This window comes from Deinococcus indicus (assembly GCF_002198095.1).
Taxonomy (GTDB): domain Bacteria; phylum Deinococcota; class Deinococci; order Deinococcales; family Deinococcaceae; genus Deinococcus; species Deinococcus caeni.
In genome coordinates this window covers 104,857-121,764 of the sequence record NZ_NHMK01000025.1, presented here as the reverse complement: position 1 = coordinate 121,764, position 16,908 = coordinate 104,857, and the positions used below count along the sequence as shown (strand labels likewise).

Sequence of the window (16,908 nt, the reverse complement as noted above, 5' to 3'; positions counted from 1 at the left end):
GACCGGCAAAGCGCGGTAGCCTGCGCGTCATGATCCGGTTGTTGTTTGTGGGGGATGTGTTCGCGGCGGCGGGACGGCGGGTGCTGGGGTCGCACCTGCCGTCCCTGCGTTCCAGGGCGGATTTCATCGTGGTGAACATGGAGAACGCGGCGGGGGGTTTCGGCCTTCACCGTGAGGGGGCGGACGGGGCCTTGAAGGCCGGGGCGCACTGCATGACGCTGGGGAATCACGCGTGGCATCACAAGGACGTGTACGTGCTGATGCAGGACGAGGGCACGTATCCGATCGTGCGGCCCCTGAATTACAGCGATCCGGGTACGCCGGGCGTGGGCTGGCGCAGCTTCGACGTGAAGACCGCGCAGGGCACGGAGCGGCTGACGGTCGTGAACCTGCTGGGGCGGGTGTTCATGGAGGCGGTGGACAATCCGTTCCGGGCGATGGACACGCTGCTGGAACGCGACGATCTGGGCAGCGTGTTCGTGGATTTCCATGCCGAGGCGACCAGCGAGAAGCAGGGCATGGCGCGGTACCTGGACGGGCGGGTGGCGGCCGTGATCGGCACGCACACGCACGTGCCCACGGCGGACACGCGGATCCTGCCGGGCGGCACGGCGTTCCAGGCGGACGCGGGGTTCACGGGGCCTTACGAGTCGATCATCGGGAGCGATCCGCACGGTCCGATCGAGCGGTTCGTGACGGAGCGTCCGCACCGGTACGGCGCGGCGGACGGCCCGGCGGAGCTGAATGGTGTCTTTGTCCAGATAGAGGCGGGGCGCGCGGTGGGCGTTGAACGGTACCGTTACGTGGAAGAGGCGTGACCGGCCCCGCCGGGGTGGGGTCACGTCCACCCACTCTCCCGAGGTAACCCATGAGCATTCGAAGTGACGTGAACCTGCTGGGCCGCACGCTCGGTCAGGTTCTGAAAGAGCAGGAAGGCGAGGCGTTCTTCGATCTGGTCGAGCGGACGCGGGCGCTGGTCCGGGAGGTCCGGGCCGGCGGTGACGACCGGGAGTTGCAGGCGATGCTGGCCGGCCTGTCCGGCGAGGACGCCGGGAATCTGGCGCGGGCGTTCACGTGGTACTTCCAGCTGGTGAACCTGGCCGAGGAGTACGAGCGGGTGCGGGTCCTGCAGGGCGCGACGGGCGTGCGGCCGCAGAGTCTGGAGCAGGCGGTGCTGGACCTGAAGGCTCAGGGCCTGGGGGCCGAGGAGGTCGAGTCTCTCCTGGCGCGACTGGATCTGGGCCTGACGTTCACGGCGCACCCGACCGAGATGCGCCGCCGGACCATCCGGAACCATCTGGTGCAGGTGGCGCAGGCCATGCCGGGCCTGAGTGCCGGCGGGATTGACGGGCCGGAGGCGCAGCGGATCACGGCGCACGTGGAGGCCATGTGGAGCACGCCGGAGTTGCGGCGCCTGAAACCGACGGTGCTGGACGAGGTCAAGGGCGGCCTGCACTACGTGACGAACATCGCGCGGGCGCTGCCGGAGTTGCAGCGGGACCTGCGTGGGGCGTTCCAGGCGGCGTTCGGGCGGGACACCGAGGCGACGTTGCCGCTGAGTTTCTCGTCCTGGATGGGCGGGGACCGCGACGGGAACCCGTTCGTGACGCCGGACGCGACCCGCGAGGCGCTGGCGCTGCACCGCGAGCGGGCGCGCGAGGTGCTGCTGGGCGGGATTCGCGCGGCGTTCGCGGACCTCAGCCAGGAGGACGAGGGCCAGGAGGCGTACCGCGCGGAGTTGCAGGCGCTGCACAACGCCGTGCGGGACGGCGAGCGGGTGGACCTCGTGCCCCGTCTGGAGGCGCTGTCGGCGCGGCTGGTCGCGGACGGGCAGCGCCGCACCGCCGAGCAGCTGCTCTCGCCGCTGCTGACGGTCGCGCGGGTGTTCGGGCAGCATCTGGTCAGCCTGGATGTGCGGGAGCACAGCGGGCAGACCGGCGCGGCCGTCGCGGAGCTGCTGCGCGCCTCGGGCGTGGAGGCCGATTACCTGGGCCTGCCGGAGCACGCCCGCCTGGAACTGCTGACCCGCGAGTTGCGGTCGCGCCGTCCGCTGTGGCCGGCCGGGGAGGCCCTGACCGACGCGCTGGAAACGGCGGTCGGGCCGATCCGGGAGGTGCAGCGGGCCGTGGCGCTGGCCGGGCCGCGCGCGTTCGGGCGGTACGTGATCAGCATGGCCGAGAGTGTCAGTGACGTTCTGGAGCCGCTGCTGCTGGCGCGCGAGGTCGGGCTGCGCATCCTGCCGGTGCCGCTGTTCGAGACGCTGGACGACCTGACCCGCGCGCCGCAGGTGGTGTGGGAACTGCTGTCGCTGCCCGAGTACCGCGCGGTGCTGGGCGACAGCGTGCAGGAGATCATGCTGGGCTACAGCGACAGCAACAAGGACGCCGGGTTCCTCGCGGCGAACTGGGCGCTGCACGAGGCGCAGCGGAATATCAGCGACGTGTGCCGCCGCGCGGGCGTGCGCTGGCGGTTCTTCCACGGGCGGGGCACCAGCATCGGGCGTGGGGGTGGTCCGGCCAGCCGCGCGATCCTGGGCCAGCCGGCCGGGACCATCGACGCGGGCCTGCGCATCACCGAGCAGGGCGAGGCGCTGGCCGACAAGTACAGCCACCCGGTCCTGGCCCGCCGGAACCTGGAGCAGGCGCTGTACGGCCTGCTGCTGTCGGCCGCGCGTCCGGCCGCGCCGCTCCCGGACGAGTGGACGGACGCCATGGCCCGCGCCGCGCGCCGCAGCGCCGCCGCGTACCGGGAACTGGTGGACAGCGAGGATTTCCTACCGTTCTTCGAGCAGGTGACGCCCATCCACGAGATCGCGCGGCTGAACATCGCCTCGCGCCCGGTCCGGCGTCCCGGCGCGCCCACCCTGGGGAACCTGCGCGCCATTCCGTGGGTGATGAGCTGGACGCAGAACCGCGCGAACCTGCCCGGCTGGTTCGGCCTGAAAGACGGCCTGGACGAGATCGGCGTGGACCGCGCCCGCGAGATGTACGCCGCGTGGCCGTTCTTCCGCACCGTGCTGGACAACGCGCAGATGAGTCTCGCCAAGAGCGACCCGCTGATCTTCGACGAGTACCTGCGCCTGAACGGCCAGGAGGACCACCGCCTCGCGCGGATGCTGCGGCAGGCGTACCGGGACACGGTGGCGCTCGTGCAGGACATCGTCGGGGCGGAGCTGCTGGCGAACGAACCGCGCCTGAAGGAAAGCATCAGCCTGCGCAACCCGTACATCGATCCCATTCACCGCATCCAGGTGGAACTGCTGCGCCGCAGTCGCGCCACAGAGGGCGGCCTCGACGAGTTCGAGCGTCCCCTGCTCCTGAGCATCCAGGGCATCGCGGCGGGCGTCCGCAACACCGGCTGAAGCTGCGTGGCGGGTTATGGGGGAGGGGGCGACCTCTCCCCCTTCCCGTGCGTGGGACCGGGGGGACATCCTCCATCAACCATCACCTATCCTCCATCAACCCCTACCCTGGAAGCGATACCATGCAGTCATGCGACACCTCGCCCTGCTGGGCGCGCTGCTGACCTCCCTGGCGGGCGGGTCGGGCGCGCAGACGGCCCTTCCCCTGTCCTCGTTCGAGGGGCAGGTGATCTATCAGGTCATGCCGGACCGCTTCTTCGACGGGAACGCCGCCAACAACGCCGGGGTGAACCGCGCCGATCCGCGCGCGTGGCACGGCGGGGACCTCGTGGGCCTCACGCAGAAACTGCCGTACATCCAGAAGCTGGGCGCGACCGCCGTGTGGCTGACGCCGGTGTACGCGCAGCAGACCGTGAACTCGTTCGGGACCGCGCCGTACCACGGGTACTGGCCGGCGGATTTCCGGTCGGTGGACCCCCACTTCGGGACGCTGGCGGACTTCCGGGCGTTCGTGGACGGCGCGCAGAAGGCCGGGATGCGCGTGGTCCTCGATCAGGTCATCAACCATTACGGGTACGAGGCGGCCGCCGTGAAACTCCGCCCGGCGTGGTTCAACACGCAGGCGCAGTGCGACGCCAGCAGGGACAAGGACGTGGACTGCGCCCTGGCGGGCCTGCCGGACCTGCGGCAGAGCGACCCGCAGGTGCGTGAGCTGCTGCTGGACAACGCGGACTTCTGGCGCGAGCAGGGCGTGAACGCCTTCCGGTACGACGCCATCAAGCACGTCGAGGGGCCGTTCCTGCGGGACCTGCTGGACAGCGACCGGCAGGCGGGCACCTGGACGCTCGGCGAGTGGTTCGACGCGGATACCGGCACCGTCGCCGACTGGCAGAAGGCGGGCTTCGACAGCCTGTTCCTGTTCAGCCTTCAGGACGCCATGAAACGCAGCGTGATGGGCGGCCAGAGCCTCGGCGCGGTGCGGGCCGTGCTGGAACGCCAGAACGAACTGCCGCGCCCCGGCGAGGTCGCGCTGTTCCTCGACAACCACGACGTGCCCCGGTTCGCGCAGGGCAGCCTGTTCGAGGACGAGGGCCGCGCCCGCACCCGCTACGGCCTGCGCGCCCTGATGACGCTGCGCGGCGTGCCCGTCGTCTGGCAGGGCACCGAGATCGCCATGCGCGGCGGTCCCGACCCCGAGAACCGCCGCGACATGCGCTTCGAGGACCAGTGGACGCCCGAGGAACGCGAGGTCTTCGAGGCCACCCGCGCCGCCATCGCCGCCCGCCGGGCCAGCCCCGCCCTGAGTCGCGGCGCGCAGACGCTGCTGCCCACCCCCGACCGCCTGAGCGGCGACCTGCTGCTGTTCACCCGCCAGCTGAACGGCCAGACCGTCCTGGCCGCGTGGCACGGCGGCCGCGAACGCCGCACGTACTCCCTGAAACTCGCCTCGCTGGGCGTGAACTGGAAGGCGCTGGCCGCCACCCCTTCCCTGTTCGCCGGGCAGGACGCCCGCGTCAGCGTCAGCGGCGGCTACCTGCACCTGAGCCTCCCCGCGCGGGACGCCGCCGCCTTCCGGGTCGAGTAGTAAGCAGGGCGCATGACGGCGCAGAGGGGACGGGCCGCGCAGACCCGTCCCCTCTGCGCCGTCCGCTCATACGGATTCCGTTTGTTTCGCCAACAATCCGGAACTTCACCGGATTGCTGGCTCCACGTCCGGAACCCGTCTTGCTCCCACTCGCTGCGCTCGGATTGAATGGGCTTTGCAGCCCATTCAATCGGAGTCCGTATCAGGCCCTCAGGGGCCGGGGGACGGGCAGGGCGTACGTCGCGAACGGTTTCCACACGCCCCCCTCGTGGTGCCGGGCGATGGGCTGGTCGTGCTCGTTCACGTACACCATGCGGTAGCGCACCCGCCCCAGTTCCAGCCCGCCACGCTGCCGCCACAGCATCTGCACGTCGATGTTCGTGGCGGCCGGATCCGTGTCACGCGCCGCGAGGATACTGAACTCACGCAGGCTGCCGGGGTACGTGCGGCGCACCTGCCGCACGCTGCGACGCCCGCCCGGAAACACCCGCGCGGGCATGGCGAGCGCCATGGCGCGGTACTCCTGACCCTGCCAGTGCGTCAGGAACGCCTGCAGCGCCTGCTGGGGCGAAGGGTTCACCACGCTGGTCGGCATGTCGTTCATGCCACGCAGCATGGCACGCCCCGCCCCCCCCGCACCACTGCCCGAATGGCGCAGCCCGCCGGGGGCGACCCCTCCCCCATCTGGCGGATGCAGACGCATGGTGAGCAGAGTCCGGGTCATCAATGGTGCGGACACTGTTCAAAGGCTAGAGGGGACAAGCATGGAACACGTCTTCTGTCACGCCATTCCTGCTCACCCCCTCCCAGCCTCCCCCCTCAAGGGGGAGGAGCAAAAACGGCGTGTTCATCGCTGGTCTACCCGGAAGGGATGAACCTGTCCGCACCATTGCTCATACGGACTGCCGTTTCTCTCCTGCTCTGCGGGGCAGCTCTCCGAGTCGCATCCGCTCGGACCCAGCGGGCTTTACAGCCCCTTCAATCGGAGTCCGGGTCAGTTCAGGGCGAACACGATGGCCGACAGGACGCCCGCTCCGATCAGGGGGATCAGGATCTGCGGCCAGGGCAGGCCCGGCGCGCGGTAGCTCTCGCCCAGGCGGGCGCGCATCTCGCCCTCGATGCGGCCCTGACCGGACTGCGAGTACGCGACCGCGCCGGACAGGAACCCCAGGATCAGCGCGCCCCAGCCGAGCGCGTCGGCGGCCCCGGCGCGGGTCAGGCCGCCGTTCAGGACGGCACTGACGATCAGGGTCAGCAGCCCGGCCACAGCGGCGGCCGCCACGCCGTACAGCGCGATCTGCGCGAGGCGGGCCGGGGCGGACTGGGGCGCGCGGGCGGGGTTCATGCCGTGACTGTAGCGGGCGCGGCGGGGGCTTTCCAGCAGATCTGAGCGTTCAGCCGGCCCGGACCTCGCCGGGCTGCTTGATACTCAGGACGCGGCTGGCGCCGGTCTGGTCGGTGGTGACGCCCCACAGGGCGTGCGCGATTTCCATGGTGGCTTTCTGGTGCGTGACGAGCAGGAACTGCGCGCCGCGTTCGCTGAACAGTTTCAGGAAGGCGGTGAAGCGGCGGATGTTCGCCTCGTCCAGCGGGGCGTCCACCTCGTCCAGCACGGCCAGGGGGAGGCCGCCGGCGCTGCCCTCGCCGCCCGCGTGGTTCAGGGCGAACAGGAAGCCCAGGCCCGCCATGGTGCGTTCCCCGGCCGAGAGCAGCGTCATGGAGCGGGTGCGTTTCCCGCGTGGCTGCACGGCGAGGCGCAGGCCGCGCAGGCGGCCCTGGTCGTCGAGTTCGCGTTCCAGTTCGCCGGTCCCGCCGAGCAGTTCGGCGCTGTACTCGCGGAACGCGGTGTTCACGCGGTCGAAGGCGGCGGCGGTGGCGAGCCCCTCGGCGGTTTCGAGGTCGTGCAGGTGGGCACGCAGTTCGGCGGCGGCGCTGTCGGCGTCGTTCAGTTCGGCCTGCTGGGCGTCCAGGGCGGCCTGTTCGGCGTGCAGGTCGGCCTCGGCGCGGGCGTTGACGGGTCCCAGGGCGTCCAGGGCGGCGCGGGCGCGGGTCAGTTCGGCGGTCCATTCGCGGGGCGTGCCGGGCGGCAGGCAGCCGTCGGGGATGGGTTCCAGGCTGCCCTCGCGCCGGGCGATCAGGACGCGCAGGTCTTCCAGGCGGGTGCGGGCGCGGTTCTGCGTGGCGATCAGGTTGCTGTACGTCTGCGCGGCCTGTTCGCGGGCGTAGTCGGCGCGGGCGGCCTCGTGTTCGTCGAGCGTGCCCAGCGCGGCCTCGCGGCGGGCGACCTCGGCGGCGGCGGCGTGCAGGTGGGCGTCCTGCGCGGCGATGGCCTGCGCGCTGGCGGTCAGGCGCTCGCGCAGTTCGCCGGCGCGGGCGCGTCCGGCGCGGTAGGCGCGCCACGCGGCGTCCGTCTCGCGGGCCAGCGCGAGGGCCTCGGCGGCAGCGCGTTCGGCGGCGCGGTGCGTCTCGGCGGCGGCGCGCTGGGCGTGCAGGTCGGTTTCCAGGGCGTTCAGGTCCGGCAGGGGCGCGCCGGGGGGAGGCAGGTCGGCGTCCGCCAGTTCCGGCCCGAGGCGCGCGGCGAGGCGGTCGCGGTTGGCTTCCAGGCTGCGTTCCTGCGCGGCGAGTTCCGTGACGCGCCGCTCGGCGGCCTGTTCCTCGCGGGTGGCGTCGTCCAGCGCGCGGCGCAGCGTGGCGTGGCGTTCGTCGCTGCCGGCCAGGGTGGCCTGCACCTTCTTCAGTTCGGCGTTCAGGCGCGCGCCCTGCCGGTCTGCGTCCTCCAGTTCCGCGTCGAGTTCCTGAAAGCGGCGCTGGTCGGCCAGAACGCCGCTGCCCGTATCGCGGGCGCGGCCCCCGGTGATGGCCCCGCCGGGTTCGACGAGTTCGCCGTCCAGCGTCACGAGGCGCGGGCGGCTGGCGTGCGTGCGGGCGATGCGGTTCGCGGCGCGCAGGTCCCGCACGACCAGCGTGTCGGCCAGGATGCTCTCGGCGACCAGGGGCGGGTCGCTGGGGCACAGGTCCGCGAGGTTGCCGATCACGCCGTCCTCGCGCAGCAGGGCCGCGTCGCGGCGGGGGCGAGCGCGGATCAGGTCCAGCGGCAGGAAGGTGGCGCGGCCGCCCGTGCGTTTCAGTTCGTCGATGATCTCGCGGGCGTCGTCCGCGCGGTTCACGACGACCTGTTCCAGGCGGCGGCCCAGGGCGGCGCCCACCGCGACCTCGTACTCGGCGGGGACGGTCAGCAGGTCCGCGACGGACCCGACGATGCCCGGATGGTCGAGGCGCAGGGCGTTGCGGGCGCCCTCGCCGTAGCGGGCGTAGGAGTTCAGGGCGGCTTCCAGGCGTTCGCGTTCGCGGCGCAGCGGGGCGACGCTGGCGTTCACGCGGGCCAGTTCGGCGTTCAGGTGCCGTTCGTGCGCGGTGGCGGCCTCGCGCTCGGTGTGCAGCGCGGCGTACCCCTGCGCGGCGTGCGCGTGGGCGGTGCGGGCGGCCTCCAGGCGTTCGCGGGCCGCCGCGAGGTTCTCCAGCGTGACTTCCAGGTTGCCCTGCGCGCGGTCCAGTTCGGCGCGCAGCGTCTCGCGGCTGGCGTCCTGGCGGGCGTGGGCCTCGGCGGCGCGGGCGACCAGGGTGCGGGCGCGGGTCAGGTCGGCGTCCAGGCGGCGGGCGCGGGCCTCGGCGGCGGTGGCGGCCTCGCGGGCGGCGTGCAGCGCGGCGTCCAGCGCGCCCAGGTCCGGGGCGGCCTGCTCGGGCATGCGGGTGGGCAGCGCGGCCAGTTCGGCGTTCAGACTGGCCTGCTCGCGGTCCAGGTGGTCGCGGTAACGGGCGGCCTGTTCGTGCGCGGCGCGGGCGGCCCGCAGGGTTTCCAGCGCGCCGGCGTGCGCGTCGCGGCGGGCGCGGGCGGCCTGCGCGGCCTCGCGGGCGGCCTCGACGGCGGCGGCGGCGGCCTGCACCTCGCCGCCCAGCGCGGCGCTGCGGGCTTCCAGTTCGGCGGCCTCGGCGCGGGCGGCGGCGATCTCGCGGGCCAGCGCGGCCTGCCGCTCGCGTTTCAGGGCGTCCTGCAGGGTCAGGGTGCGCAGGGTCAGGTCGTGCCAGGTGCGGGCGTCCTGCGCGGCCCGTTCCAGGCGGGCCAGGGTCGCGGCGCGTTCCTGCAATACCAGCCGCAGCGCGTCCAGGTGGGTGTCGGCCTCGCGCAGCCGCGCCTCGGTGTCCTGGCGGGCGGTGACGGCACGGGACAGTCCGGCGGCCTCCTGCACGTAGCCCAGCAGGGTCTTCCCTTCAGCCTGCACGACGCCGCTGACCTCGCCCTGCCCGATCACGGCCAGTCCGCCCGGGCCCAGGCCGGTGCCGCGCAGCGCTCCGTGAACGTCGCGCACGCGGGCGGCGCGGCCGTTCAGGTCCTGTTCGGCCGTGCCGTCGCGGTAGATGCGCCGCGCGAGGTTCACGCGCTCGCCGTCCGGCGTGCGGAGTTCCAGCTGCACTTCCGCCAGTCCCAGCGGGGCCTTGCCGCCGCTGCCGTGGAAGATCAGTTCCTGGGCGCGCGCGGCCCGCAGTTCACGCGCGCGGGCCTGATGCGTGGCCCAGCGGATCGCCTCGACCACGTTGCTCTTGCCGCTGCCGTTCGGACCGATGACGGCGCTGACGCCGGGACCGAAGTCCAGGCGGGTGCGCTCGGCGAAGGATTTGAAGCCCTGAAGGGTGACGCTCTGAAGCATGATCGGGAACCGGCAGGAAGGCACTCGGGCGGGGGCCGAGGCTCAGGCCGCACCTCCTGGGGTGGCGGGACGGGCGGCGCGGGTCACTGGTCGGCGCAGTCCTGCCGCGTGAACGGCTCGCGCAGGTCGATGTGGCCCAGGCTGTCCACGTTCTGCCCGGCCAGCAGGAACGTGACGTCCTGACCGCGTTCCTCCAGCAGCGTGCGGGTGATGGTGCAGGCCAGCATCCGCTCGCCGCTGCTGCCGTAACGCAGGTTCGCGTACTCGGCCGGCAGGTCCACGAAGAAATGCTGTCCGCGCAGGTACACCTTCGGCGCGGCGGTCCTGGCGGGCACCACGCCCAGCAGCGCCCGGTCGAAGGGACCCTGCGCCCAGATGTTCAGGGCGGCCTGCGCGACCATGCGGGCGTTCGTCTGCGTGACCTGCACGGTCCGCGTCTCGGGTTTCAGGGTCTGCACCTGCGGGTCCGTGAAGTACACCTTGACCTTCAGCGGCGTGCGTTCCGCCAGTTGGAGTTGCGGCGGGGTGGGCGCCTCCGGGGGTTTCTGCACGGCCTGGAGGGCCAGGAACGCCGCGACCAGCAGCGCCGCCGCGACGACGTTGAACAGCGACATCAGGCGGCGCAGGGCGTTCACTGGGCCGCTCCCTGCGCCGAGATGTTCGCGTTGTTGTTCGCGCGGGCGGTCAGGTACGTGGCGACCGAGCGGGCCACGGCGACCGCCATGACCTGCAGGCGGTCGTCGACGGTCAGGTTCGCGAGGTCCTTGGCGTTGCTGCTCCAGCCGAGTTCCAGCAGCAGCGCCGCCTGCGGGGCCTCGCCGAGCGTCAGCAGGCGCGAGGTCGTCTCCTGCCGGGCGGTCACGCCGCCGCCCTTGAGTTCCCCGCGCAGCAGTTCACTCAGGCGGCGGGTGCTGCCGGTGCCGGCCACGACCAGCCCGCCGTAGGGGGCGGGCGTGCCGGTCCGCAGGGCGTTCACGATCTGCGTGGCCGAGCGGCCCGTCTGCTCGTAGACGGTCACGCCGCCGCGCGGCGAGCCGGGAAAGCGGCCCAGGTCCAGGCCCAGGTACACGTCGCTCTGGCGGGTCAGTTGCAGCGCCTGCTCGCGCGGCAGGGCGGCGGCGCTGTCCCGCGTGACCCGCACCTGCCACCCGGCCTTGCTGAGCAGTTCCGCCGAGCGGCGCGCGACTTCCAGCGTCACGTCGCGGCCCACCCCGCTGACCTTCATGGGGTCCAGCACGATCAGCGGGCGGGTCACGCGCTCCAGCAGCTGCGGGCTGCGGCGCGTCACGCCAGGGCCGGCGTCCACGACGACGCGCACGTTGCCGGGCCGCACGACCTTGAACACCCGGTAGCCGCTGCTGGCGTTCACGGGAATCGTGAGGGTCAGGTCGCTGCCGGTGCGGGTCACCTCGGCGCTCGGCACGAACGCGCCTCGGGTGGTGTAGCGCCGGGCGTCGCCGCTCAGGCCGCGCAGCGTGATGACCACGCGGTCGCCGCGCTGCTCGTCGATGATGTCCACGTCGCGGCTCAGGTCCAGCACCAGGCGGTCGCTGTCCCGGCCGGCGCGGCTGCTGACCGACAGCAGCGCCGGGGACGGCACCCGGAAGTCCCCCTTCTGGTACTGGGCGCCCAGCCCGCTGGCCAGGGTATCCAGCGGCAGGTACAGGTTGCCGTTCACCAGGGTCGCGGCGCGGGCGTTCAGGCGGCGCGTGTCGAGCTGCACGGTGTTGAAGGTGGTGGTGGCCCGCTGCTGGTCCTCGTCGATGGGCAGCAGCAGCGTGTGGCCCAGCCCGGTCACGCGAACCAGTCCGCCGTCCCGCGCGACGGTCAGCAGGCCGCTCAGCGCCGACTGGCTGGCGTACTCGGCGCCGTACAGCTGGATGCTCTCGACCTGCTTACCGGCCAGATTCAGGCGGCTGAACGCGATCTGCGCGCCGGCCAGCCCGACCAGCAGGAGGCTGCCGGCCAGGACCGTCCAGGCGGCGCGGGTGCGGGTGCCGGCCTTCACAGTTCGCGCAGCTCCCGGCGCACGGTCTTGTCGGCCTCGGCGCGGCGTTTGTCGTGCAGTTTCTTACCGCGTGCCAGCGCCAGTTCCACCTTGAAGTACCGGCCCTTCTGGTACAGGCGGGTGGGGACCAGCGTCAGGCCCTTCTGTTCCAGGCCGCGTTTCATCTTGCTGATCTCGTCGCGGTTCAGCAGCAGGCGGCGGGTGCGGCGCGGCTCGTGGTTGTTGTAGGTCGCTTCCTTGTACGTGGGGATGTACAGGCCCTCGAGGTCCACGTTCCCGCCGCTCAGCCGCGCGAAGGCGTCCCGGAAATCCACGCCGCCGGCACGGATGCTCTTGACTTCACTGCCGGTCAGGCTGATGCCTGCCTCGAAGCGCTCCAGTAGTTCGTACTCGTAATGAGCGCGGCGGTTCGTGTACACCCGCGCATTCTAGCAGCACGGGGAAAAGCTGTTGATGGTCAATGGGTGATGGTTGATGGACCGGGCCAGCGCCCCTTTCCATCAACCATCAACCGTCACCCATTTACTTCTTCGGGGGTCGGCTGGGGCGCACTTCCACCCGGCTGGGCAGGGTGCGTTCCGGCATGTGCAGCAGGTCCACGGTCAGCTGCGCGAGGTCCTCGGGCTGGATCTTCCAGGCGTCCTTCTCGGCGTCCGGGGTGTGCCCGGCGAAGTGCGTGGCGACGCTGCCCGGCATGATCTGCGTGACCTTGATGCCCCGGTCGCGCAGGTCGAGGTTCATGACCTCCGACAGGCCGTTCAGGCCGAACTTGCTGGCGTTGTACGCGCCGCCGCCCGGCAGGGGGTTCTTCCCGGCGAGGCTGGACAGCGTGAAGATGTACCCGCCGCTCTTCGACAGGGCCGGAATGGCGGCCTTGACGGTGTAGAACGCGCCGCTGAGGTTGGTGTCGATCACGTCCTGCCACTGCTGGATGCTCAGGTCCGCGATGTTCCCGAAGTGCCCCACGCCGGCGTTCACGAACAGCACGTCCAGGCCGCCGAAGGCCTGCACGTGGGCGTCCACCTCGGCCTGCACGGCGGCCGGGTCCTTCACGTCGCAGGCCACGCCGCGCGTGCCCGCGCCCAGTTCGGTCGCCACCTGCGCGATCTCGGCGGCGTTGCGGCTGGTGATGGTCACGGCGTACCCGTCGGCGATCAGGGCACGCGCGACCGAGAGGCCGATGCCCTTGCTGGCGCCGGTGATGAAGGCGCTTTTCTTCGTGCTGCTTGTGGAATTACTGGAATCCGTCATGCCCGGACGTTAACACGGCCGCGCCGGGCCGCCCTGTGAGCGGGGTTCCGAATGAAGGTTCTCTCAGGGCGCGGGTCAGGACGGCGTGACGGAGTCGGGCAGCGTGACCGTGTCGGCCAGGGTAACCGGACCGGGCAGAACGTCGTCCGCGTGGCGTTGCCAGGACTGCGCGGCGATCCAGGCGGCCACGCCGAGCATTCCCAGCAGCAGTCCAGCGGCCGCCAGCGCGACCGGCAGGCCCAGGGCGGCGATCACGGCGCCCAGCAGCACGCCACTCAGGACCACGCGGCCCAGGCGGCGGCGCACGCTGATCAGTACGCAACGGGTCAGGTACTCTTTTCGGTTCATCTTGGCCCTCACCTCCACAGTGCGCCCGGTCGTTCAGTCGCGTGTCAGGGATCGTTCCGGTGGGCGTCGGTGGTGCCGGGACGGCGGGCGGCCCGTTCCGGCCTCCCCTGCTCTCTGACCGGCGGGTCAAATGAGAGGCTCGTCTGCCAGCGTACAGCAAAACGCCGGCCCGTTCCAGACGGACCGGCGCTCCGGCACCGGCCAGGAATGGACCGGGGCCGCGCCGTCAGGGCAGCCGCTGGGCCAGCACGTCGTACATGTAGTTGGCCGCCTCGGCCTGCTTCTGCCAGAGGGTCAGCACGCCGAAATCCTGCTTGACGATCACGTTGTTCCCGGCCGGCAGGCGGAACTCCAGCTGCGCGGTCAGTTTGTTCCAGGGGGCCAGCACGGACGGCGTGACCAGCACCGGCCGGACCTGCACCGCGCCGGGCGTGGCGGGATCGGTGGCGATCACGGCGTTCGGGTAGCGGCGCTTGATCGCTCCGGCCGAGTCGCGCTGCATGGCTTCCAGCACACCCTGACGCTGCTGGGCGCTCACGGCGTTCGGGTTGCCCTGAATCTGCGGGGCCAGGATCACGTACGTGGCGGACGACAGCGCGGCGCCGTTCCAGCCGGCCGGGCCGGCCTGCGCGTTCCCGACCGGCAGCGCGGCAGCGAGCAGCAACGCGGCGGGCAGCAGGGCCACGCGCCGCCGGGCCGGGCGGGTCAGGAGGGGGGTACGGGTCGGTTCGGTCATGATGGGCATGGCCGCAGTGCATCACACTCCAGCTGACGCGGCATGAAGTGAGGGTGAGGGACCGCGCCCCGGCCGCCGCGCGGCCTCATACGGACTGCCGTCTGTTTCGCCAACAATCCGGAACTTCACCGCCCCTGCTGGCTCCACGTCCGGAGGGGCGTGTGGCTCCCACTCTGCGGGGCAGCTCTCCGAGTCGCATCCGCTCGGACCGGGCGGGCTTTGCAGCCCATTCAATCGGAGTCCGTCTCATGTGTTCCGGCGTACGGACGGGCACGCAGGTGCGGGCGCTACAGTGACGGCATGCAGGACCTGCTGACGATCATGCGCCGCCTGCGCGCCCCGGACGGGTGCCCCTGGGATCAGGAGCAGACCCACGACTCCCTGCGCCCCTACCTGCTGGAGGAGGCGGCCGAGGCGGCCGACGCGGCAGGCAGCGGCGACCCGGCCGCGCTGAGCGACGAACTGGGCGACGTGCTGCTTCAGGTCGCGTTTCACAGCGTGATCGCCGAGGAGGCCGGCACCTTCGACTACGCGGCCGTCGAGCGGGGCATCGTGGAAAAACTGGTGCGCCGCCACCCGCATGTGTTCGGTGAGGCCAGCGTTCAGGACAGCGCGGACGTCATGAGAACCTGGCAGGCGATCAAGGCGCAGGAACGCGGCGGCCGGCCGCGCCGCCCCGAGGACCGCGTGCCCGCCGGGCTGGGCGCCCTGGCCCGCGAGGCCAAAACGCAGAAACTGGCGGGCGTTCCGAAAGTGCCGGCAGAGCAGGCGCGGGCCGCCGTCACGCAGGCGGCCACGCAGGCCCCCGATACCGCGCAGGGCGTGGCGGACGTGCTGGCGGCGGTGGTCACCTGGGCGCGCAGCGTGGGCGTGGACCCGGAACTGGTCCTGCGGGACCACTCGCGGACAACGCTGCGCGCCCTGCCCGGCACGGAGGACACTTGAACGGCGCCGACCCGCTGGACCACGCGCTGGCGGACCCCTGGGCGCTGTGGGTGGGCGAGCGGGGCCGGCGCAGCCTGCACCTGCCCACCTACCGCCGCGCCGCCGTGCTGGTCGCCCTGACCCGCGAGGTGGACCCGCGCGTGCTGCTCACGGTGCGCTCGGCGGACCTGCCCACCCACCAGGGGCAGATCAGTTTCCCCGGCGGCAGCCTGGAACCCGGCGAGACGCCCGTGCAGGCCGCCGTGCGCGAGGCCTGGGAGGAAGTGGGCCTGGACCCCGCTCAGGTGACGGTCCTGGGTGAACTGGACGACGTGTTCACCCCGGTCGGTTTTCACGTCACGCCGGTCCTGGCACGCATTCCGGCCGAACCCACCCTGACCCTGGGGGGCGAGGTGGCGCAACTGCTGCTGCCGTCCCTGGCGGACCTGCGGGAACTGCCGGTGGTGCGGGAGGTCCGCACCCTGCCGGACGGGCAGCGGGTGCCGCTGTACCGCTACCCCTGGCAGGGCCACGACATCTGGGGCATGACGGCGCGCGTCCTGCACGACCTGCTGACCGACGGACCCGGCTGACCACCCCGCCCCCGTGGCCGTCGTCGAGCAGGCCAGAACGGGCCGCCCCCACTCACCAGGGTTCGGTGAGTGGGGGCGGCCCATGGGCTCAGGTCAGGCCTGCGCAGTGTGGACCCGGATCAGCGGGCGGGTTCAGCGCGTGGGGGTGATGGTGATCTGGCCGTTCTGGGTGATGTTGTAGGTGTTGCTGAAGGTACGGTAGCCGGGCGCCACGAGCAGGATCTCGTGGGTGCCGCGCGTCAGCTGGAGGTTCAGCTGGCCGCCGCTGACCGTGCCGGCTTCCTGGCCGTCCACGAACACGCGCGCGCCGTTCACGGTGGTGCGGATGGTGACGGTGAAGCGGTTGGTGACGGGAGCGGGCGTGACGGCCTGCGCGAACTCCACGTTCAGGTTGGTGGTGCTGCCGGCGCGGACGGTGATGGTCGTGGTGTAGTCACGGTAGCCGGGCGCCTTCACACGAACGGGGTAGGTGCCGGCGCGCAGGCCGCTGTACGTGACGTTCGCCGCGCCGAGGGTCCGGCCGTTCAGGATGACGCTGGCGTTGGCGACGTTCGTGCCGACGAACAGGCTGCCGGTGCTGACCGGGTTGCGGGCGGCGACGGTGTAGAAGGCCGTGTCGCTGACCCAGCTGTTCTGCGGCAGGGGCGTGACGACGATGCTCAGGGCCTGCGCCAGTCCGTTCTGGTTCTTGGCGTTCACGGTGGCGAACTGGTCCTGGGCGGTCTTGAAGGAGCTGATCTGGTCGAGTTCCAGCGGGGTCAGGCTGGCGAGCGCCAGGACCTTGTTCTGCCCGACGGGACCGCCCACCGTGTACGTGAAGTTGTCGCCCGGCGCGGGGAAGCTCTTGGTGGTGCCGGCCTTCACGAAGTTGCTGTCGCTCAGGCGGTTGGGGAGAATCTGGTCGACGCTGCCGTCGGGGTTCACGTTGAACAGGTACACGTACGCGTCACGGTTGACGGTGGCGCTGACGGTGATCTTGTCGTCCACGCGGTAGGCGGGGTTCTGGTTGCCGGTGGCGTCCTTGTCCACGCGGACGCTGACGTTCAGGTCCGGCTGCGCGGGGTTCACGATGATGCTCTGCGCGCTGATCTTGGGGGCGGCGGCGGCGGTGCTGAGCAGCAGGGCTGCGGGAATCATCAGGAACTTGTTCATGGGTTCAGCCTAGGCGCCGTCACATGACGGACCATGAGGCGAACCCGGTGAAACGTTTAGGGGCGTTCAGCTGACGGTCAGGTCGGAGACTCACAGCGGTTTGCACTTTCACCCCGGAGCCGACGGTACGCCCCAGGGTTTCACTTCCAATGGAGGAGTCCCCTCAACACACCAGAAACCGCTCTCATACGGATTCCGTTTGTTTCGCCGACAATCCGGAACTTCACCGGATTGCCGGCTTCAC

General features: G+C 71.6%; 15 protein-coding genes. 5 read left to right on the top strand and 10 right to left on the bottom strand.

Annotation, left to right across the window (positions count from 1 at the left end; translation table 11 throughout):
• Positions 1-29: 29 nt before the first annotated feature.
• From CBQ26_RS16300 to CBQ26_RS16290, 3 genes are all read left to right on the top strand, one after another.
• A complete protein-coding gene (locus CBQ26_RS16300; RefSeq protein WP_088249691.1) occupies positions 30-818 on the top strand; it encodes a TIGR00282 family metallophosphoesterase in 789 nt (262 codons plus the stop codon).
• Between the two features lie 50 nt (positions 819-868).
• A complete protein-coding gene (locus CBQ26_RS16295) occupies positions 869-3,361 on the top strand; it encodes a phosphoenolpyruvate carboxylase (RefSeq protein ID WP_088249690.1) in 2,493 nt (830 codons plus the stop codon).
• A gap of 130 nt (positions 3,362-3,491) precedes the next feature.
• Positions 3,492-4,946 carry an alpha-amylase family glycosyl hydrolase gene (locus tag CBQ26_RS16290; RefSeq protein WP_088249689.1) on the top strand — a complete coding sequence of 485 codons (1,455 nt, stop codon included), beginning with the start codon at positions 3,492-3,494 and terminating at the stop codon, positions 4,944-4,946.
• 202 nt (positions 4,947-5,148) lie between these two features.
• Here CBQ26_RS16290 and CBQ26_RS16285 read toward each other — a convergent pair whose 3' ends face one another.
• From CBQ26_RS16285 to CBQ26_RS16245, 9 genes are all read right to left on the bottom strand, one after another.
• The gene (locus CBQ26_RS16285) at positions 5,149-5,550 is read right to left on the bottom strand and encodes a hypothetical protein (RefSeq protein ID WP_088249688.1); all 402 of its coding nucleotides are present in this window, start codon (positions 5,548-5,550) and stop codon (positions 5,149-5,151) included.
• A 390-nt stretch (positions 5,551-5,940) separates the two neighbouring features.
• The gene (locus tag CBQ26_RS16280) at positions 5,941-6,291 is read right to left on the bottom strand and encodes a hypothetical protein (protein WP_088249687.1); all 351 of its coding nucleotides are present in this window, start codon (positions 6,289-6,291) and stop codon (positions 5,941-5,943) included.
• Between the two features lie 49 nt (positions 6,292-6,340).
• Entirely contained in the window at positions 6,341-9,652 is a 3,312-nt protein-coding gene (locus tag CBQ26_RS16275; protein ID WP_088249686.1) for an AAA family ATPase, read from the bottom strand.
• A gap of 83 nt (positions 9,653-9,735) precedes the next feature.
• Positions 9,736-10,287, bottom strand: coding sequence for a GerMN domain-containing protein (locus CBQ26_RS16270; RefSeq protein WP_308430578.1), 552 nt, complete (start codon positions 10,285-10,287; stop codon positions 9,736-9,738).
• Complete coding sequence (locus CBQ26_RS16265; protein ID WP_088249685.1) at positions 10,284-11,660, bottom strand: N-acetylmuramoyl-L-alanine amidase; 1,377 nt, start codon at positions 11,658-11,660, stop codon at positions 10,284-10,286. Before CBQ26_RS16265 ends, CBQ26_RS16270 begins: the two co-directional genes overlap by 4 nt.
• Complete coding sequence (smpB, locus tag CBQ26_RS16260) at positions 11,657-12,079, bottom strand: SsrA-binding protein SmpB (RefSeq protein ID WP_088249684.1); 423 nt, start codon at positions 12,077-12,079, stop codon at positions 11,657-11,659. Before smpB ends, CBQ26_RS16265 begins: the two co-directional genes overlap by 4 nt.
• Before the next feature lie 103 nt (positions 12,080-12,182).
• Positions 12,183-12,911, bottom strand: coding sequence for an SDR family oxidoreductase (locus CBQ26_RS16255; RefSeq protein WP_088249683.1), 729 nt, complete (start codon positions 12,909-12,911; stop codon positions 12,183-12,185).
• Positions 12,912-12,986: 75 nt separating this feature from the next.
• Positions 12,987-13,259 (bottom strand): hypothetical protein, encoded by a 273-nt coding sequence (locus tag CBQ26_RS16250; RefSeq protein ID WP_143342176.1) that lies wholly within the window; start codon positions 13,257-13,259, stop codon positions 12,987-12,989.
• Between the two features lie 226 nt (positions 13,260-13,485).
• Entirely contained in the window at positions 13,486-14,004 is a 519-nt protein-coding gene (locus CBQ26_RS16245; protein ID WP_229843937.1) for a hypothetical protein, read from the bottom strand.
• Positions 14,005-14,295: 291 nt separating this feature from the next.
• Here CBQ26_RS16245 and CBQ26_RS16240 point away from each other — a divergent pair, with 291 nt between their 5' ends.
• Both CBQ26_RS16240 and CBQ26_RS16235 read left to right on the top strand, forming a co-directional pair.
• Entirely contained in the window at positions 14,296-14,940 is a 645-nt protein-coding gene (locus tag CBQ26_RS16240) for a MazG family protein (protein ID WP_088249681.1), read from the top strand.
• Complete coding sequence (locus CBQ26_RS16235; RefSeq protein WP_088249680.1) at positions 14,937-15,512, top strand: NUDIX hydrolase; 576 nt, start codon at positions 14,937-14,939, stop codon at positions 15,510-15,512. Before CBQ26_RS16240 ends, CBQ26_RS16235 begins: the two co-directional genes overlap by 4 nt.
• 132 nt (positions 15,513-15,644) lie before the next feature.
• Here the strand turns inward: CBQ26_RS16235 and CBQ26_RS16230 are convergent, their stop codons facing one another.
• Complete coding sequence (locus CBQ26_RS16230) at positions 15,645-16,664, bottom strand: PEGA domain-containing protein (protein ID WP_088249679.1); 1,020 nt, start codon at positions 16,662-16,664, stop codon at positions 15,645-15,647.
• Between the last annotated feature and the right edge of the window lie 244 nt (positions 16,665-16,908).